Below are 19177 nucleotides of genomic sequence, written 5' to 3'. Positions count from 1 at the left end.
TCGTGCAGTTCGAGTTCGTGTATCCAAATGAGCCGGCGCCGCGGGTCCGCGCCCTCGCGCGCCGCCTCGCCCGCCGTCTCGCCGAGGAGGGCGATCCGGCGGACGGCGCGCCCGTGTGTCAGGGCACCCTGCTCTCACGCGCCCAGTACTTGCCCGACATCACCGTCTGGGGCTACGCCGATGCCCGAGTATTGCCGCATGGCCGCATGACCGAGGAGCACGTGGCGCGCTGGACCGCGGCGGTGGGCCAGGACGAGGAGGCCCGCGATGCGCATCGCGGCGGTGGGTGATCTCCACTGCGGGGCGAGCGCCCAGGGCGCCTTCGAGTCCCTGTTCGCCGCGATGAGCCGGGCCGCCGACGCGCTCGTGCTCGCCGGCGACCTCACCGATCTCGGCCTCCCGGAGGAAGCGCAAACGCTCGCGCGGGAGCTGCGGACGGCGAGCCCCACCCCGGTGCTGGCTGTGCTGGGCAACCACGATTTCGAGTCGGGCGCCGCCGACAAGGTGCGCATGATCCTCGAAGAGGCCGGCGTGATCGTGCTGGACGGGACCAGCCATGTCGTGGGCGACGTGGGCTTCGCCGGCGTGAAGGGGCTCGGCGGGGGCTTCGGCCAGCGGGCGCTGCAGCCGTGGGGCGAGGACATCATGAAGCGCCTCGTGCACGAGGCGGTGGCGGAGGCGCTCAAGCTCGAGACCGCCCTCGCGCGGCTCCGGACACCCACGCGGGTCGCGGTGCTCCACTATGCGCCGGTGCGCGAGACGGTGGAGGGCGAGCCACCCGAGATCTTCCCGTTCCTGGGGTCCAGCCGGCTGGAGGAGCCGCTTGTCCGCTACTCGGTGGCGGTCACCGTGCACGGACACGCCCATCACGGATCCCCGGAGGGGCGGACCCAGTCCGGGGCCCCCGTCTACAACGTCTGTTATCCGCTGCTGCGGGCGGCCTCGCCCGAGCAGCCGTTCCGGGTCATCGATCTGGGCTTCGCCGACGGGCGCGAGGCGGGCCAAAGCGCGTCGGCCACCGCGGAGGCCGAGGAGAAGAGCCGCGCGTGAGCGCGGCGCTCTCAGTCCTTGTACTGGCTCTTCAGCTTGCGGAGGTGGAGGACGGCGACGTCCACCCAGTCCTTCTCGGTGGGGAGCGCGCTGGCGAGCTTGATGTAGCGCTCCCAGAGCGCGATGGCCTCGCGCGGATCCACCTTCTCGTACACCAGCGCCATGTTGTAGAGCGCGCCGGTGTGCTTGTCGTCCTGCTCGACCACCTTCTTGTACTCGCCGATCGCGTCCTGGTAGAGTCCCTTCTCCTCGTAGACCTCGGCGAGGCCCAGGCGCGCCTCCACGTAGCGAGGATCGAGCTCGATGGCCTTCTTGTACGAGTTCACCGCCTCGTAGTAGAGCTGCTTCTCGCCGTAGTAGATCTTGCCGAGGCTCACGTGCACGCGCGGGTTGTATGGGTTGTTGGCGAGCGCCTTCTGGTAGGCGTTCACCGCCCCGTCGATGTCTCCCTTGGCCGCGTTGGCGTCGCCCAGTCCCGCGTAGGCATCCGCGTAGAACGGGCGAAGCTCGAGCGCCTTCGCGTACGCCTCGATGGCCTGATCGAAGAGCCGGCGCGGCGCGGTGAGAAAGAGATCACCGAGCGCCTTGTAGGGCTCGGGGTAGGCGGGGTCGAGCTGGGTCGAGGCACGGAACTGCGCCGCGGCCTTCCAGCGGTTCCCGAGCGTCTGGTGCACGACACCGAGGGCGTACTGGGCGACGACGAACTGCGGATCCAGCTCCACCGCGCGCCCCAGCAGCTCGACTGCGGTCTCGTTGCCCTCCTGGTTGTTCCGGTAGCTGGCAATCTGCCCCTTGATGTAGGCCTCGTAGGCTCGGGTGGACGCGGTCGGGGCCGCGAACTTCTGCATGCGGGCGGCCTCGGCGTCGCTCGCCGTGATCTTCATGGCCTTCGCGTACGCGAGGGGCAGCGGCCGCAGCCGCTCCATCAGCTTGCCCTCGGGCACCACGATCGGGTCCAGGTTGGTGCGCGTGGGGTTGCCGCCGGCGAGCTCCACCAGCCGCGGCTGGATCGAGAGCTCGCCCGAGCTACGGCGGACCTCGCCGTAGAGGGCGAGGTCGGCGTTGAGAGCGCGGGCGGCGCCGAGCGCAGCCGCATCGTCCCAGGCCTCGGGCTGCGTCGCGCTCCGGAGCCGGCCACGCTCGATCAGGACGAACGACGGCAGCTGGGCGAGGGACAGGCGCAGGCTCTCGGCCACGCCCTCCCCCAGCCACTGCTCTTCGCGCCCGAGCTCCAGCGGGGCGAACGGCAGGATGACCACGCTGCGTGACTTCGCCGCGGCGGGGGCCGCGCTCAGCAGTAAGACGGCCAGAACGCCGGCGAGCGTGGGCCAGCTAGACCGAGTCCCGCGGAGTGCCATGTCCGGGTCCTCCTTGCCTCCGGAGCCGCGGAAAACGCTCGGCGAGCCGGCCGACGAAGCCGGGACCGACACGGCGCAGCGCGATCTCCGGGATCAGCATCACCGCCACGAGTCCGACCAGCCAGGGCCAGAGGTCCAGGGTCAGCCGCGAGCGCCGCCGGGCCTGCAGGAAGGCGTCGCGCGGCTGGGCGAGCATGCCGCCGCCGGTCAGCTCGGACAGCTCCCGCAGCAGAACCTCGTCCACCCCGAGCTCCTTGAACTCCTGGGAGTACGGTACCACTAGTCCGGCGAGCTGGGACCCCACCATTTGCTCCCCGCGGCGCTGCGCCATCCCGACCAGGTACACCCCCTCGCGATCCGCAGGGAACCGACCGCGATAGCGGCCGGGCCCGACCTGCTCGAGCTCGATGACCGTGCGCTGCTTGTTGGGCGCGACGACGCCGACCTGCGAGTCGAGGAAGTTGATGAACTCGCCCTTGGGATCGACCGCGTCGACCAGCACCTCGCCCCTCTCGTCGTTCCGCTGTACGGTGGCGACCGTGTCGCTGCGGGTGCCGGTGCGCAAGGTCCAGCGCACGAGCTGGGACCAGAACTTGTTGAAGCCGCTCCAGCGCATCCACAGCACCGCCCACTTGGCCTTGGCGTCCGAGGTGAAGGCGGCGCTGCGCCCCAGCCCGTAGCGCCACGTCGCGAGCAGCGGATCCTCCTGGTGCGTCATCAGCACCATGTCCGCGCTGCCCTTGAGCGAGGTGGCGACGTAGCCGCCGAGCGGCGGCACCTCCTTCCAGTCGATGTCCTGGATCGCCTCGTGCGCGGGCGAGCCGACCGTCGGCTTGAACGGCTGCTCGATAAGCGAGGCCTTCGAGGCGAGCTGGGTCTCGAGGGTGAAGATGCGCGGGATCGTGCTGTCGTCCTCGGTGTAGTAGAAGCGCCCGCGTCCCCACTTGGCGATGTCGAACATCAGCTGCGCGTCGGCGTCCTTGCCAATGGCGACCGACGACACCGTGATCTTGTCCTTGGCCATGCGCCGGATCAGTCCGGCGAAGTCCCCGCGCGTCATCTGGCCGTCGGACAGGAAGATCACGTGCTTGAGGAGGGCCGGGCGCTCGAACAGCACCTGGTACGACTCCTTCAGCGCGGGGTACCCGTCGGTGCCGCCGCCCGCCTTGATCGTGGCGATCGCGTTGTGGATGGCCTGCTTGTCCTTGGCCGAGCGGACCGGCGAGTCCCAGATGAACTCCGTGTCCCAGCTCATCACCCCGACCTCGTTGCGCTCGTCGAGGAGATCGACCACGAGGTGCGAGGCTTCCTTGGCGATGTCGAGCTTGGTGACCTTGGAGTCCGTGGTCATGGCCATCGAGCCCGAGCGGTCGATGGAGAGCACCACCGCGAGGCTCGGAATCTCGAGCTTCTGCTTGACCTCCATGGTCACGGGGAGGGCTTCCTCGACGGGGGTGCGGTAGTAGCCGCCGAGGCCGAAGCTTTCCTCGCCGCCCAGCATGATGAGTCCGCCGCCCTGATCGCGGACGTAGTCGCGGATGTTCTCCATCTGCTTCTTGGTCATCTTGAGCGACGAGACGTTGGACAGGATCACTCCGTCGTACTTCTGCAGGCCCGCCAGCTCCTTGGGGATGCGCTCGGCCTCCACCACCTCCACGTCCACGTGCTGGGCGCGGAGGACGGCGGCGAGAGTCTGGGCCTGGGCGCGGTCCTTCTCGGCGAGGAGCACGAGGGGACGGCCACGAACGACCACGGTGCCGACCGATCGGTTGTTCTCCTCGATGGTGTCGCCCTCGACGTCGATCGACGCCTGGTAGACGTGGATGCCGCTCTGCTCGAGGGACTGCTTGTAGGTGTAGACGTTCTTCCCCGCGCTGAGGCGCACGACCTGCGAGCCGAGGAACTCGCCGTTGCGGAAGAGAGACAGCCGTCCCTGGGTGTCACTCTGGCTCCACGCCACGACCTTGGCCTGGAAGGGCTCGCCGAACTTCACCTCGGTCGGCAGCACCATCGACTCGACGACCACCTCCTGTTTGAAATCGAGCGGCGCCGGCACGTAGTAGATATCCGCGCCCGCGTCCTTGGCCGCCTGCGCCACCGCGAGGGCATTGCCCGCGTTCTGACGCCCGTCGGTGAGGAGGACGAAGCGGTTGGCGTGACCCGGAGGCGCGGTGGCGAGGGCGAGCTGAAGGGCCTGCGCGAGATTCGTTCCGCGCCCACCCACCTGCACCTGCGGACGATCCAGCCGCGGGGAGGGCCGCAGCGGCTGGTCCACCACCGCCTCCTGGCCGAACACGATGAGACCAGACTGATCGCCCGACTGCAGCGACTGAGTGGCCTGGGCGGCGAAGCGGAACGCGTTTTCCCGCGCGGCGAGGCTCACGCTGTCGGAGACGTCCAGGAGGAACAGCACGTTCAGCCGGTCCACCCACCGGGGAATGGTGGGCCGGGCGAGCGCGATGATCAGGAGGGCGAGCAGCGCGCACCGCAGGCCCAGCGCCCAGCGATCGCCCGTCGTGGACGGCAAGCCGTACTGGCCGCCCGTCTGGCGCCGCCAGTAGAGAAAGCCCTCGAGGGCAAAGATCAGGAGGGCGAACAGCACGAAGTACGGCCAGATCTCGCGCTGCACCGGCACCGGCGGGACGTCGGGCCGGGCGCCCTCCACGAAGGCGGGCACGGGGCGTGGCGTGAGATCGGACTCCTCCGCGCTGGCGATGTTGACCGCGACCTTGGTCTCCCCGCGGGAGGTCGCGATGCGGTAGACACCGACCTCGTCGGTCTCGGTGAAGCTCGCCAGACCCCGCGCGACCTGCGCGGACACCACGCGGCCGGACGGCGTGGTCACGCTCGCGCTCGTGACGCCGTGCTCCACGGGCAGCAGGATCGGCTTGCCGGTGGCGAGCTGCAGGCTCGACTGGTCCAGCCCCGCCGGGTGCAGCCACCGGAGGCTCTTCGAGAGCATGAGCGGGAAGGCCACGCGCAGCGGGAAGTCCGTCCGGAAGAGGTCGAAGCCGAAGAACACCGCCTTGCGGTCACGCTCCTCCAGGAGATAGATGAGCGGGCCGCCCACCGCTTCGACCAGGGTCTTGCCCGGCGCCAGCGGCCGCACCCGCATCGCCTCCTCGATGGCGACCTTGGCGAAGTCGATCTGCCGCATGATCGGGTGGGTGCGGTCCCAGTCCATGATCACGGGCGACTCGAGGCGGCCCAGCACCTCGATGGGCACGTCCGGCGGCGCGGTGTTCACGAGCACGAAGCGGCCGCTCCCGATGCGGGGCGGGCTCTGCCCGTCCACCACGACCACGTCGAACCCCTCCATGCCGCCCTGGTAGGCGTCGGGCGTCCGCACCTCCAGCTTCACCTGGGGATCGCTCTTGAGCACCTTCTCGAGGAAGAGGTTGCCCGGGCTCACCAGGAGCACGGCGATGTCGCGTGGCGGCGGAATCACCGCATAGGCGACGTTGTCGGCCTCGAGGTCGTCGCTGACGTTCAGCCGCGCGCGCACCACGCCGCCACCGGAATGGCTGAACGGCAGCACCACCGCCCGCCGCACGTTCGGCTCGAGCGTGAGCGACTTCTCGGCGATGAGGTCCGAGTCGATATGCAGGGTGAACGACAGAGTCTGCGACTCGTCCGAGAAGTTCACCACGGAGAGGAACGCCTGCGAGTCGAAGGTCCCGAAGTAATTCCGGCGGATCGCGAGGTTGGTGATGGCGACGTTGCGCCCGCGCTGCCCCACTCCGACCCACCGCACCCGCACGTCGTCGGCCTGTCCCTTGGTGGCGTCGGGATGCGAGCCGTCGGTGAAGACGTGGATCTCCGCGCGTGAGTCGGGCCCCACCAGCGCGCGGGCGGTGCGGATGGCGTCGCCGAGCCGGTTGGGCAGGTCATGGGCCTGGGCCCCGCGGAGCCCGCTCACGACCTGATCGCGGTCACGGGTGAACGGCACCAGCACCTTCGGCTGTACGTCGGCCTCGATCACCATGACCTCCGCGCCCTCGCCGAGCCGGCTCACGAGGCCGAGCGCTTCCCGCTGGGCGCGGACGAAGCGCGAGGGGGAGACGTCGGTGGCCTTCATCGAGGCGGACGCGTCCAGCACGACCACGACCTTCTTCGCCCCGTAGCCGCTCACCGTGACCGCGGGCCGCGCCAGGGCGAGGGTCAGCGCGAGCAGGGCGAGGATCTGCAGCAGCATGAGCGGGTCGCGCTGCAGCCGCTGGAAGAACGCGGACGCCTCGCGGTCGCGCAGGGACGAATCCCACAGGAGCAGGCTCGACACCATCTGCTGCCGGCGCCGCACCTTCAGGAAGTACAGGAGGAGCAGGGGGACCGCGAGCGTGGCGAGGAGGAACGAGAGGGGCGAGAGGAAGCTCATCCGACGAGGAATCCCTTCAGCTGGCGCAGCATGAACTCTTCCACCGGGGTGTCGGTGACCACCCGGTGATAGCCGATCTCGTTGGCGCGGCAGAATCCCTCGGCGCGCTCGAGGAACTCGCGCAGCCGGCCCCGGTACACCCGCATGGCCTCGGCGTCGAGGGTGAGGTCGCGCGTCTCGCCGCTCTCGACGTCCTCCAGCCGGAGGTCGCCGCCCCACACCGGGTTCATCTCCTCGGCGGCGAGGAGATGGATCACGTGGAGGTCGTGGCGGTGCTCGAGCAGGCTCTTGAGGCCGCGCTCGTACCCGGCGGGGTCCATGAGGTCGGAGATGAGCACGGCGAGCCCGGGCTCCCGCGTGCGCAGACCCCAGGCGCCGAGCGCCTCGTTGAGCGAGGTGCCGCCGCCGGGACGCGCGCGGGAGAGGAAGTCCATGAGAGGCAGGATCTGGCTGCGCCCGCGCGAGGGCCCCACGCCGTCGGCGAGCCGCTCGCGGACCATGCCCACCCCCACGCGCTCGAGGTTGACGAGCCCCACGAAGCCGAGCCCGGCGGCCAGCTTGGCACCGTAGGCGAGCTTGCTGGGCGAGCCGAAGCCCATGGACGCGGAGGCGTCAAGGAGGAGGTTGAGGCAGAGATCCTCCTCGTCGACGAACAACTTGACGTAGAGGCGGTCGAGCCGGCCGTAGATGTTCCAGTCGACGTAGCGGAGGTCGTCGCCCAGCCCGTAGGGACGGTAGTCCGAGAACTCGACGCTGATGCCCTTGCGAGGGCTCCGGCGCTCGCCCTTGACGCGCCCGCGGAACGCGCGTCGCGACAGGAGCGCGAGCCGCTCCAGCTGCGCCAGAAAATCTGGAGAAAGCAGCTCCTGCCCTCGAGCGGTCGTGGGCACGACGCTACTTTTCGTCCAGCGACTGGAAGTATTGCTTCACCTGGTTCTGATAGTCGCGCGGCACCTGCTCGCGCGCGATGGCCTCCTCCATCATCTTCCGGTACTGGCCGACCACGCCGAGGTATTGCAGACGCGACGGTGTGTTGGCGCCCCGGCCCACCAGGTTGGTGTCCATCCCTTCCTTCCTGCCGCTCCGCGACTGGCCCTCGACGCCCACGTCGAAGGGATTGGCGCGGAGGCGCTGGGTGGGGTCGCCCTTGGGGCTACCGCTCTTGCCCTTGCCGGGGAAGAGCCCCTCCCCCTCGGGGAAATCACCCTCGTCGCCGGGGCCGCCCGCGTTCTGCCCACGCGCGTTGCCGCGCTGACCGCCCCGCCGCTCGTTCTCGCGCCCGCCCTTGAGGCCCTTGCCGTCGCGGCCCGACTCCTCCATCGAGCGGAGTTTGTTCAGCGCGCGCTCCATCGCCTCCATGGCCTTGTCGTTCTGGCCGCTCTCCATGGCCTCCATGCCCTCGTTGATGTCGCCGGCCCACGGCGAGCCCTGGCCGGCGCCGCCCTTGCGGCCGAGCTTCTCCATCTCGTTCATCAATTCGCGCATCTTCTCGGGAGAGAACTGATCGCCCTTGAGCCCGCCGCGCAGCTCCTTGGCCTTCTGGAAGAGCGCCTTGCTCTGGGTCTGGGTGAAGTCGCGCTGGAGATCGGGGAGCCGGTCCACCTGCTCGAGCATGCGGATCCGCTCGTCGCCCTTCTTGAGGAACGCGTTGAAGTCCGAGCTCTTGGCGCCGAGCGACGTGTCCTTGAACACGGCGGCGAGATCGCCGCCCTGAGTCGGGGCGCCTCCGCCCTGACGCGGCGAGAGCGTACGCTCCTGGAGATCGGCGCGCGGGAGCGCGTCTCGCCGGGCGGCGCGGGTTTTCTCGTCGGACTCGATCTTCCCGGTGCGGTCGGCGGGCGTGGCGTCGTCCTCGTCGGTCTTCGCCGTGAAGTTGGGCAGGCCGCCGGTGGGCAGGGGAATCGGCGGCGCCAGGGCCAGAATGAGGCCCAGCGCCAGCGGGACCGGCACGAACTTCGCCTCGCGGGGCCACAGGCGGCGGATGATGCGCCGACCGTCGCGCGCCTCGACGCGCGTCACCGTGTCCGCCACGAGCGCGCCGACCAGCGGGGTCCGCTCGGGATGCTCGGCCCACTCCAGCGCGGTGGCGACACGATCCTGGAATCCGAAGCCGCGGTCGGCGAGACGCGCCGCCTCCGCGAGCGTCACCGGCCGGAGCCAGCCCCAGAGGGCGCCGGCGGCCGCGCCCAGGGCGAGAAGCCCTCCCGCCGACACGAAAGCGAGCGTCCCCAGCGACTCCCGAACCACGAGGGGCACCGCCCCCGCGATCGCGCCCACGAAGAGGCCGCGCAGCGCCCAGAACTCCGCGCGCCGCAGACGCACCTCGCGCATGACCTGCCGTACCAGCCGCTCGAGCACCTTCGGTTCGGGCATGCTCCCCTTCCCTCGGCCCCGCGGGCCCTAGCGAACGAACGCGTCCTTTCCAGCCGTGCCCAGCGACTCGGCGGCCTCCACCAGCTGGCCGATAAGGGTGTCGGAGTCGACGCCTTCCGCCTCACCCTCGAAGTTGAGGATGATCCGGTGCCGGAGCGCCGGAGCGGCCATGGCGTGGAGATCCTCCACGCTCACGTTGTAACGGCCCTCGGCCAGCGCCCGTACCTTGGCCCCGAGCACCAGAGCCTGGGCGCCGCGCGGGCTCGCGCCGTACCGGATGAAGCGGCGCGCCGCCTCGGGTGCGCGATCCCACTGCGGATGGCTCGCGAGCACGATCAGGGAGGCCAGGTCACGCACGTGCGTGGCGAGCGGAACTTCCCGAACCAGCTCACGGAAGGCGAGCACCTGGGGCCCCGTCATCACGCGCCGCACTTCGACCTCGCGGGGTCGCGTGGTGCGGTCGATGATCTCGGTCAGCTCGTCGAGGGCGGGATAGCGCACGCGCAGCTTGAAGACGAAGCGGTCGAGCTGCGCCTCCGGCAAGGGGTACGTGCCTTCCATCTCGATCGGGTTCTGGGTGGCGAGCACGAAGAACGGCGACGGAAGCGGATGCGCCGCGCCCGAGACGGTGACGTTGCCTTCCTGCATCCCCTCGAGCAGGGCGGACTGCGTCTTCGGGGTGGCGCGGTTCACCTCGTCGGCGAGGAGAATGTGGCCGAAAATCGGACCGCGCTGGAACTGGAAGTGCTTCCGCTGCTCGGCGTCCTCGACGATGATGTTGGTGCCGATGATGTCGCCGGGCATCAGGTCCGGGGTGAACTGGATCCGGGAGAACGTGAGGTCCAGGCACTCGGAGAGCGTCTTGATGAGGAGCGTCTTGCCGAGGCCGGGGACGCCCTCGAGCAGCACGTGGCCACCCGCGAAGAGCCCGACCAGGACGTGGCTCACCACGTCGTCGTGGCCGACGATCACCTTCTGCATCTCGGCGCGGAGCGACTGGAACGCCTCGACGAACGCCTGGACGCGCTGCTCCTGCGTCGCGGGGGGCTGCGGGGACTGGGCCATGAACGGGACTCCTTTCCCGCCATTTGGGAGTGAAGGATTGGAAAACTTGCCCCATGATAGGGGCCGCTGCTCGACCCGTCAACCGATAGCGATGGCGGGGGGTTCCGCGGCACGAACCGAGGCCCCCGATCGGTAGCGGAGGCCCCCAGGAAGCCGTGCGGATTGGCCCAAAAGGGCTGGCAGCGCGGAAGCCAAGGCCGCTTCGCGCGCGTCAGAAGGGGTGAAGACGGGCGGTTACGGCTGTGTTAAGGTGACAGGAGCAGGCGGTCGGACCACCAAAGACCCGCCAAAATCAGGGAGTCGGATGCCACATCAACCGTCGAGCGACATGGAGTGCCGGGAGTGCATGGACCTCTTGGCCGACTATGTGGACGGTACCCTCCCCAAGGACCAGGCGGAGCTGCTCGACTGGCATCTGGAAGGGTGTCCCAACTGTGTCGCGTTCGTGAACACGTACAAGGGCACCGTCGACGCCGCCCGCCGCCTCCGCGAGACGAAGATTCCCCCCGAGCTGCAGCAGAAGCTGGTCGCCTTCCTCAAGCGCTCCGCGCGCGCTTGATCGTCCCGCCCTCGGGCGCTCGCCTCAGGCGGAGAGCTCCTTCGACGTGAGCCGGTAGCGGAACCCGTCCGGGTCGAGGCTGTCGCGACGCTCGCCGTTGACGTCGGCCTGCGGGTACATGAGGAAGCCCACCGGGTCCCCGGGGGAGCCCGGCAGCTTCACCTCGTGGGCGTAGTTGTAGGCGAGCCAGTTCATCTCCCATTGTCCGAAGAGCTTGACGCGCGCCTTCTGCACGGTGGGATCGGTAAGGGGCAGGCCGCCGCGCTCCTCGAGCACGACCTTGCGCACATCCGCGGGATCCACCGCGACCCAGCCGTAGCCGGCGAGGAAGGACTCGGCGCGGCAGTGCTGGGCGCGCGTGATGTCGCCGCTCTTGCCGAGGCTCTTGAACTCGGCCGAGTCCGCGACGCGAACACCGTACACGTCGCGCGACGGGATGCCGACCGAGCGCGCGAGGCCCACGTAGAGGGCGTTCAGGTCGGCGCACTTGCCGCTGAGATTGCCGGACTCGAGCATGGCGCGGATGTCCCCCACCCCGCAGCCGCGCACCTTGGGGTCGCGGAAGGTGTTGTCCACGATCCACTCGTAGAGCGCCCGCGACTTGTCGACATCGGTCTTCTGACCCTTGGTGATCTCGCGCGCCGTCCGCCCGACGATGCCGTCGGTGGGCATGAGCCGCGTGGGCTCGAGGTAGCGGGCGAGCACACGCTTGTCCTCCCGCGCGGCCCCCGGCTTGCTCCAGTCGACGACGCGATCGCGCGTGGCGAAGCGCGTGACTACCTCCACGGCGGGCGCGTCCCCGCCGGGCTCCCACTCCGCCGCCAACATGGTCGCGCCGTACTTCTCCTCGCGCACCACACGCGCCGATTTCGCGTTCCCCGTCCAGCTCTGGCCGAGGTTCTTGAAGTAATCGGTGTCGGGGGTGAGCGAGAGTGGCAGCCACACGCGTACGGGTCCTTTCGTGTCGGGGATCTCGACCCGCGTGGTCACCTCGAACGCGCGCCACCGGGTTCCGTCGGCGCCGCTTTGCGCGAGCGCGCCGAGCGGGCGGGACATGAGCGTGGCGACCGAGGCTCCCAGGCCGGTGCTCAAGAACACGCGTCGCTCCATGGAGGAGTTCTCCCATCGCGCGAGGGATATGGAAGGTGAGTCGGAGACGCGGGTCATGGTACGGCCTAAGCGAGGGAAGTCAAATCGGCTGTTTCGATGCGGATTTGAGGCCGCATCGAAAACGGCTATGGCCGCCACCTCAACCTGAGCCGCCCTCCAGCACGAGGCGGAAGGCCTCGGCCACCGGCGAGCGGCTCCGCTCGCGGTGCGTCACCACGTAGAAGCCGCGGGTGACAGCGAGGTCCTGCACACGGAGGTAGGCCAGCAGACCCTGCCGGCTCTCCTCCTCGACGGCGATCCGTGACAGCACGGTGACCCCCATGCCCGCCTTGACCGCCTGCTTGATGGCCTGATTCGAGCCCATCTCCCCCGCGATGCGCAGCGTGCCGAGGTCCACGCCCCCGCGCTCCAGCGCCGACTCGAAGGCCGCGCGCGTCCCCGACCCCCGCTCGCGAATGAGCAGCGGCTCGCGCGCGAGCTCTTCGAGCGTGACCTGGGCGCGGCCCTGCCATGGGTGACCCGGGGGAATCACCACGACCTCCTCGTCGAGGCTGAGGTCGTGGAACTCGAGCCCGCGCTGCGGCAGGCGCGCGCCGACCACGCCCAGCTCCACGCGACCGTCGGCGACCCAGTCCACCACCGCCTGGCTGGCGCCGATCACGAGCGTGGTGGACACCTCGGGGAACTTCTCGCGGAAGCGCCCGATCACGGACGGCAACAGGTACTCGCCCGGGATCGTGCTGCCGCCGACGACCAGCTCGCCGCGCATCCGCCCCTGATAGCCCTCGAGGGCCTGGCGCGCCTCGCGCGAGAGAGCCAGGATGCGCGAGGCGTAGGAGAGTAGGAGCTGGCCGGCCCGGGTGGTCGCCGTCCCGCGCCCGAGGCGGTCGAGCAGGCGCACGCCCAGCTCGTCCTCGAGCGCGCGGATGTGCTCCGACACGGTGGGCTGCGTGAGGTGCAGCGCCTCGGCTGCCCGCGAAAAGGAGCCTATCTCGGCGACCTTGGCAAAGATCTCGAGCTGGCGAAGATCCATGGTGGACGCGAGTATAGAGGCGCGCGTGGCGAGGTGTCCAGCGCGCTGCGAGGGGCCGGTCAGTCGAGCAGCGACTCCGCCGCTTCCATGAGACCTTCCGAGAGGGTGGGATGCGCGTGAATCGTCAGGGCCACGTCCTCGACGGTCAGCGCGTTCTCCACCGCGAGGGCGGCCTCCGCGGCGAGCTCACCCGCGCCCGGCCCGACCATGCCCACGCCCAGGACTCGACCGGTGGCCGCCTCGGCCACGAGCTTGGTGAGGCCGTCCGCGCGGCCCAGGGTGGCGGCCCGGCCCGAGGCGGCCCATGCGAAGCGCGCGACCTTCACCTCGTGGCCGGCAGCGCGGGCCCCCGCCTCGTCGAGGCCGCACCACGCGATCTCCGGGTCCGTGAAGACCACCGCGGGCACCGCCGCGTTGTCGAACGCGGCGGGCCGACCGGCCAGGGCCTCGGCGGCGACCTTGCCCTGGCGCATGGCGCGATGGGCGAGCATGGGCTCGCCGGTCGCGTCCCCGACGGCCAGGATGCGCGGGTCGGCAGTGCGGCACTGGGCATCGATTTCGATCAGCCCGCGCGCGTCGAGCCGGACGCGCGTCATCTCGAGGCCGAGACCCTCGGTAAGCGGCCGTCGCCCCACCGCGACCAGTACGCGGTCGAAGCGCTCCGGGGCGCGGCCCTCCAGCGTCGCCTCCACGCTGCCGCCGTCCTCGCGCAGCGCCATCACGCGCGTCGCGAGGTGCACGGCGGCGAACTGTCGCTCCACACGGCGCGCCAGCGGCTGGACGAGGTCGCGGTCCACGCCCGGCAAGAGCCCGTCGGTGAGCTCCACCAGGGTCACGCGGCTACCGAGCGCGGCGTACACCTGCCCCAGCTCCAGCCCGATGTATCCACCCCCGACGACCAGTAGGCGCTCGGGGACGTCGGGGAGGTCGAGCGCGGCGGTCGAGTCCATCACGCGCTCGCCGAGCTCGACGCCCGGGAGGCCACGGGGCGCGGAGCCCACCGCCACGACGGCATGGCCGAAGCGGATCTTCATGGGCGCGTCGCCCTCCACCCGGAGCTCTCGCGAGCCCTCGAATACCGCGCGGCCGCCCACGACCTCGACCTTCTTTCCCCGCGCCACCGCGGCGAGGCCGCGGGCCAGCCTGCCCACGACGCGCTCCGCCTTCCACTTGCGGAGCGGGTCGAGCGAGATGTGGGGCGCGCCGAAGTCGAGGCCGATCTCGCGGGCGCGCTCGGCCTCGCCGATGAGATGCGCCGCGTGCAGCAGGGCCTTGGACGGAATGCACCCTTCGTAGAGGCACGCGCCGCCCAGGCGGGCGCCCGCGTCGACGACGATGCTCTCGAGCCCGAGGTCGGCGCAACGGAAGGCCGCCGAGTAGCCGCCGGGGCCGCCGCCCACCACCACCACGTCGACCTCCTCGACCCGATCCCCCATCACCACCGGCGGCGCCCTCCGACTCTTCGGCTCAGAGGCCCAGGAGCAGCCGGCCAGGGTTTTCGAGCAGCGCGACCACGTCGGCGGCGAAGCGCGCCCCGTCGGCGCCGTCGGCCACGCGGTGGTCGAAGGTCAGCGTCACGGGGAGCAAGAGCCGCGGCACGACCTGACCCTCGCGCACCACGGGCTCGAGCCGACCCCGCGCCACCGCGAGAATCGCCACCTCCGGATAGTTGATGATCGGGATCGCACCGGTGCCGCCGAGGGCCCCGATGTTGGTGAGGGTGAAGCTGCCACCGCGGAGATCGTCGAGTGTGGCCCTGCCGTCGCGCACGCGCTGGGCGAGCGCGGCCAGCTCGAGGGCGATCTCCAGTACCGACTTCTTGTCCACATCACGCAGCACGGGCACGATCAGGCCGCGATCCGTCGCCACCGCGACGCCCAGGTGCACGTAGCGCTTCAGCACGAGCTCGCCCGCCCCGGGGTCGAGGCTCGCGTTGAAGTGGGGATGCCGGCCGAGCGCGGTGGCCACCGCCTTGAGCAGGAACGACGTCAACGTGAGGTAGATACCGCGCTCGCGTGCCGCCTCGAAGCCGCCGCGCACGATGGCCTCGAGCTCGGTGATGTCGGCGCGGTCGAAGTGGCTGACGTGCGGGATCAGCGCGGCGGACAGCGCCATCCGCTCGGCGATGGTGCGCCGGAGGTGCGAGAGCGGCACGCGCTCGACCGGTCCCCACTGCTCGAAGCTCGGCAGCGCCGGCGGAGTGAGCCCGACCGGGGCGAGTGGCCGGGCGGGACCCGCCGCGTCTGCGGAGCGCGGCGTCACGGGCGCGTGGGGCGCAGCCGCCCCGCGCGCGACCGCGGCCCCGCGGGCACCCTCACCGGAGTGGGCGCGCACGTCGTCGTCGGTGATGCGCCCGCCCGGCCCGCTCCCCGCCACCGCCGCGAGGTCCACGCCGAGCTCGCGGGCCAGGCGCCGGGTGGACGGCGTCGCCGGCGGCGGCCCCGCGGGCCGGGGCGCGGCCGGCACCGGGGGAGGCGGCGAGGCCGGCGCGGACGCGGCCGCCGCGGGTGCGGGATGAGCTGCCACCGGCGCGGGATGTGCCGAAGGCGCGGGACGAGCTGCTGCCGGCGCGGGACGTGCCGCGGGCGCGGGCGGGGAACCTGCCGCGTCGCCGAAGGTCACCAGCACCGCGCCCACCTTCACGGTCTGCCCCGGCGTCACGTGGATCTTCTCCACGCGGCCCCCCATCGGGGACGGGATCTCGACCTTGGCCTTGTCGGTCTCGACCTCGAGCAGCGGGGTGTCCTCGGCGATCACCTCCCCCTCGTGGACGAGCACCTCGACGATCTCGGCCTCGGTGAGCCCCTCCCCGAGATCAGGCAGCGCGAAGTCGCGGGACATGCCGCTAGTAGGCGAGGGTCTCGCGTGCCGCGGCGAGCACGCGCGCGGCGTCGGGCACGGTGGCCTTCTCCCGCGCGAAGCCGGGGAACGGCACGTCGTAGGCGGTGACGCGGCGGACGGGGGCCTCGAGCGAGAGGAACGCGCCTTCCATGATGGACGCCGCGATCTCCGCGCCGGGGCCGAAGCTCCGCGGCGCCTCGTGCACCACGAGCGCGCGGCCCGTCTTTCCCACCGATGCGGCGAGGGTCTCGCGGTCGAGCGGCGAGATCGTGAGGAGATCGATGATCTCCGTCTCCACCCCGTCCTCCGCGGCCAGGGTCTCCGCGGCCTCACGCGCCACGCGCAGCATCGCCCCGTAGGCCACGATGGTCAGGTCGCGTCCCTCGCGATCGACACGGGCCTTGCCGAGCGGGAGCACTTCCGGCGCGTCCGGCACCTCCTCCTTGGCCGCGTGGTACAGCGCCTTGGCCTCGAAGAAGATCACGGGGTCGGGATCGCGAATGGCGGCGGCGAGCAGCCCTCGCGCCGCGCGCGGCCCCGAGGGCACCACCATCTTGAGGCCGGGGATATGGGCGTAGAACTGCTCCTCGCTCTCCGAGTGATGCTCGAGGGCGCGGACCCCGCCGCCGTAGGGCATGCGCACCACCATCTGGCAGCCGAAGCGACCCTGCGAGCGCTGGCGATAGCGGGCGGCGTGATTCTCGATCTGGTGGAAGCACTGGAACGCGAAGCCCGAGAACTGGATCTCGCAGACGGGCTTGAGCCCGTAGAGCGACATGCCGACCGCGGTGCCGACGATGGCGGCCTCGGCGAGGGGGCTGTCGATGACGCGGCGGGAGCCGAATTGCCGCTGGAGGTCGTCGGTGACCCGGAACACCCCACCGTCGACGCCCACGTCCTCACCGAGCACGAGCACGTCGGGGTCGCGCTCCATTTCCTGCTGGAGGGCGAGGTTGAGCGCCTTCACCATGTTGAGCTTGCTCATCGCCGCGTGCCCGGCCATGGCTGGCTAACGCCGGGTGATTCGCTGGCCGCGCATGGGCACCGGCGTCTGGCCCTCGCCGCCGGCTCCTGGCGGGGCCTGATCGCGCAGCCGCGCCGCCATCTCCTCGCGCTGCGCGTCGAGCGCGGCGGGCGGCGCGCCGTAGGCGTGGGTGAACATGCCGAGCGGGTCCGGCGTGCCCGCCGCCTCGAAGCGCGCCACCGCCGCGGCGATCTCCGCGTCGACCTCGGCCTCCACACCAGAGACGGCGAGGTTGCGCTTCTCGAGATAGGCGGTGAACCGGGTGAGCGGGTCCTTCCGCTCCCAGGCCTTCACCTCTTCCTCGGAGCGGTACTTGGTGGGGTCGTCGGCGGTGGTGTGGACCCCCAGCCGATAGGTCACCGCCTCGATCAGGGTGGGGCCGTCGCCCGCGCGAGCCCGCTCCACCGCTTCGCGGCTCGCCGCGTACATCGCGAGCACGTCGTTACCATCCACCTGAATGCCCGGCACTCCGTAGGCCAGCGCCTTCTGGGCGATGGTGGCGGAGTTCGTCTGCTTCTTGAGCGGGACCGAGATGGCCCACTGGTTGTTCTGCACCACGAGCACCAGGGGCACGTGCCAGACGCCGGCGAAGTTGAGCGCCTCGTGGAAATCGCCCTCGGAGGTCGCGCCGTCGCCGCAGTAGGCCATGACCACCGCATCGTCCCCGCGGTACTGCGCGGCATAGGCGAGCCCGACGGCGTGGGGCAGCTGGGTCGCCACCGGGATACACACGGGAAGGTCATGCTGCTCGGGCGCGGGCCGGCCGCCCTCGAGGTGGCCGGAGAAGAACAGCAGGAGCTGCTCGATGGTCCATCCCCGGAAGATCATGGCGGCGGTCTCACGGAAGGACGGCACCATCCAGTCGGTGGGACGCAGGGTGAAGACGCTGCCCACCTGCGCCGCTTCCTGGCCCTTGATCGGCGCGAAGGTGCCGATGCGCCCCTGGCGCTGCAGCCGCACCATGCGCTCATCCAGGCGACGGCCCAGGACCATGGCGCGATAGAGCTGCAGGAGCTCCTCGGCGCTGAGCGATGGCTCCAGGGCCGAATCGAGATTGCCGTCGGCGTCGAGGATCGAGAGGTGCTCGATCCGGATCCGTGGCTCCAGGATGGTCCTCGGCATGCGCCTCCTGAACAAAAAAGGGGGCCACGAGGGCCCCCGATGATTAGACGGCCCCGTCCTCGATCGCTAGTGACACCCGCAGCCGCCGCCGCAGCAGCCGCCCATCGACGCGGCGCCGCCCTCCGACGCCGGGCCCGCCGCCACCGTGGTGCGGGCGCGGAAGAGCGACAGCCGCCGCATCACGCGCTCGCCCCCGCACGCGGGGCAGGCCACCGCCACCGCGCCCTGCACCAGCTTCTCGAACTCGCGCTCGCACGCGAGGCATGTGTACTCGTAGATCGGCACCTATTCGCCTCCGCGCTGCACGTAGCTCTTCACGAACTCCTCGGCATTCTCCTCGAGGATGTCGTCGATCTCGTCGAGCAGGTTGTCGAGGTCTTCCTTGAGCTTCTTGCCCTTCTTGGCGAGCTCACCGCTTCCCGCCCCGGACTCGTCGCCCTCGGGCGGCTTCTGCGGCCTCGTTTCCTTCTTCTTTTGCTCTGCCATGGACGTTCCTCCTGGCCTCGCCCGGGGGGAGGCCGCCGGGCCTAGACGGTGGGGAGCACGATCCCCTGCTGGCCCTGGTACTTCCCCTGCCGGTCCGCGTACGACGTCAGGCAGGCCTCGTCGGATTCGAAGAACAGCACCTGCGCGATGCCCTCGTTGGCATAGATCTTCGCGGGCAGCGGGGTGGTGTTGCTGATCTCGAGGGTCACGTAGCCTTCCCACTCGGGCTCGAACGGGGTGACGGTGGTGATGATGCCGCAGCGCGCGTAGGTGGACTTGCCGACACAAATGGTGAGCACGTTGCGCGGGATGCGGAAGTACTCGACGCTGCGCCCGAGCGCGAAGGAGTTGGGCGGAATGATGGCGACGGGTCCTTTGTAGTCGACGAACGACTTGGGATCGAAGTTCTTGGGGTCGACGACGGTCGTATTGATATTGGTGAAGATCTTGAACTCGTCGGCGATGCGAATGTCGTAGCCGTACGACGACACACCGAACGATACTTGGCCGTCTTTGACCTGGGACTCCTGATACGGCTCGATCATGCGGGTTTCCTTGACCATGCGGGTAATCCACTTGTCGGGCTTGATCGACATTGTTTCCTGCCTTCTCCTTTATATAGAGGTTCGCGTGTAGGGTGCTTAGCGGCCCGAGCGGCCGGTCACGGAGGCGCGAAATTCTTCGGCAAATGCGGGGTCGGTTTTCATGACACCGAGGGCGTACGCGGTGACGACGTCGGCGTTCTTCTGCTCCACGCCGCGCATCGCCATGCACAGGTGGC

At 70.3% G+C, this 19177-nt stretch carries 17 protein-coding genes; 3 read left to right on the top strand and 14 right to left on the bottom strand.

Annotated elements, in window-relative coordinates:
• Both VFX14_11865 and VFX14_11860 read left to right on the top strand, forming a co-directional pair.
• Window positions 1–290, top strand: a 290-nt coding sequence (locus VFX14_11865) for a hypothetical protein (protein HEU5190376.1), incomplete at its 5' end; no start/stop codon positions are given.
• The gene (locus VFX14_11860; GenBank protein HEU5190375.1) at window positions 268–1050 is read left to right on the top strand and encodes a metallophosphoesterase; all 783 of its coding nucleotides are present in this window, start codon (window positions 268–270) and stop codon (window positions 1048–1050) included. The genes VFX14_11865 and VFX14_11860, both read left to right, overlap by 23 nt.
• A gap of 11 nt (window positions 1051–1061) precedes the next feature.
• Here the strand turns inward: VFX14_11860 and VFX14_11855 are convergent, their stop codons facing one another.
• Genes VFX14_11855 through VFX14_11835 form a run of 5 tightly spaced genes read right to left on the bottom strand, consistent with a single transcriptional unit; the run spans window position 1062 to window position 10221 of the window.
• Entirely contained in the window at window positions 1062–2408 is a 1347-nt protein-coding gene (locus tag VFX14_11855) for a tetratricopeptide repeat protein (protein HEU5190374.1), read from the bottom strand.
• Entirely contained in the window at window positions 2383–6783 is a 4401-nt protein-coding gene (locus tag VFX14_11850; GenBank protein HEU5190373.1) for a VWA domain-containing protein, read from the bottom strand. Before VFX14_11850 ends, VFX14_11855 begins: the two co-directional genes overlap by 26 nt.
• Window positions 6780–7673 carry a DUF58 domain-containing protein gene (locus tag VFX14_11845; protein HEU5190372.1) on the bottom strand — a complete coding sequence of 298 codons (894 nt, stop codon included), beginning with the start codon at window positions 7671–7673 and terminating at the stop codon, window positions 6780–6782. The genes VFX14_11850 and VFX14_11845 overlap by 4 nt, the downstream gene beginning before the upstream one ends.
• 4 nt (window positions 7674–7677) lie before the next feature.
• On the bottom strand, window positions 7678–9156 hold the full coding sequence (locus VFX14_11840) for a hypothetical protein (protein ID HEU5190371.1): 1479 nt from the start codon (window positions 9154–9156) through the stop codon (window positions 7678–7680).
• A 27-nt stretch (window positions 9157–9183) separates the two neighbouring features.
• Window positions 9184–10221: a MoxR family ATPase gene (locus VFX14_11835; protein ID HEU5190370.1), complete on the bottom strand. Its 1038-nt coding sequence runs from the start codon at window positions 10219–10221 to the stop codon at window positions 9184–9186.
• A gap of 304 nt (window positions 10222–10525) precedes the next feature.
• Between VFX14_11835 and VFX14_11830 the strand changes: the two genes are divergently transcribed.
• A complete protein-coding gene (locus VFX14_11830; protein HEU5190369.1) occupies window positions 10526–10780 on the top strand; it encodes an anti-sigma factor in 255 nt (84 codons plus the stop codon).
• A gap of 24 nt (window positions 10781–10804) precedes the next feature.
• On the opposite strand, the gene VFX14_11825 is transcribed toward VFX14_11830, so the two are convergent.
• From VFX14_11825 to dcd, 9 genes are all read right to left on the bottom strand, one after another.
• Window positions 10805–11890, bottom strand: a complete 1086-nt coding sequence (locus tag VFX14_11825; GenBank protein ID HEU5190368.1) for a transglutaminase-like domain-containing protein — start codon at window positions 11888–11890, stop codon at window positions 10805–10807.
• A 139-nt stretch (window positions 11891–12029) separates the two neighbouring features.
• The gene (locus VFX14_11820; protein ID HEU5190367.1) at window positions 12030–12923 is read right to left on the bottom strand and encodes a selenium metabolism-associated LysR family transcriptional regulator; all 894 of its coding nucleotides are present in this window, start codon (window positions 12921–12923) and stop codon (window positions 12030–12032) included.
• 59 nt (window positions 12924–12982) lie between these two features.
• Complete coding sequence (lpdA, locus tag VFX14_11815) at window positions 12983–14359, bottom strand: dihydrolipoyl dehydrogenase (GenBank protein HEU5190366.1); 1377 nt, start codon at window positions 14357–14359, stop codon at window positions 12983–12985.
• 31 nt (window positions 14360–14390) lie between these two features.
• A complete protein-coding gene (locus VFX14_11810) occupies window positions 14391–15764 on the bottom strand; it encodes a dihydrolipoamide acetyltransferase family protein (GenBank protein HEU5190365.1) in 1374 nt (457 codons plus the stop codon).
• A gap of 4 nt (window positions 15765–15768) precedes the next feature.
• The gene (locus VFX14_11805) at window positions 15769–16749 is read right to left on the bottom strand and encodes an alpha-ketoacid dehydrogenase subunit beta (GenBank protein ID HEU5190364.1); all 981 of its coding nucleotides are present in this window, start codon (window positions 16747–16749) and stop codon (window positions 15769–15771) included.
• Window positions 16750–16773: 24 nt separating this feature from the next.
• The gene (pdhA, locus tag VFX14_11800; protein ID HEU5190363.1) at window positions 16774–17910 is read right to left on the bottom strand and encodes a pyruvate dehydrogenase (acetyl-transferring) E1 component subunit alpha; all 1137 of its coding nucleotides are present in this window, start codon (window positions 17908–17910) and stop codon (window positions 16774–16776) included.
• A gap of 66 nt (window positions 17911–17976) precedes the next feature.
• Window positions 17977–18195, bottom strand: a complete 219-nt coding sequence (locus VFX14_11795) for a zinc ribbon domain-containing protein (protein HEU5190362.1) — start codon at window positions 18193–18195, stop codon at window positions 17977–17979.
• The gene (locus tag VFX14_11790) at window positions 18196–18396 is read right to left on the bottom strand and encodes a ubiquitin-like protein Pup (protein ID HEU5190361.1); all 201 of its coding nucleotides are present in this window, start codon (window positions 18394–18396) and stop codon (window positions 18196–18198) included.
• 41 nt (window positions 18397–18437) lie between these two features.
• Complete coding sequence (dcd, locus tag VFX14_11785; protein ID HEU5190360.1) at window positions 18438–18992, bottom strand: dCTP deaminase; 555 nt, start codon at window positions 18990–18992, stop codon at window positions 18438–18440.
• Window positions 18993–19177: the final 185 nt, after the last annotated feature.

Source organism: Candidatus Methylomirabilota bacterium (assembly GCA_035764725.1).
In the GTDB taxonomy this organism is placed as follows: domain Bacteria; phylum Methylomirabilota; class Methylomirabilia; order Rokubacteriales; family CSP1-6; genus DASRWT01.
Note: the sequence above shows the minus strand (reverse complement) of the source record. Positions and strands in the feature narration are given on the sequence as shown.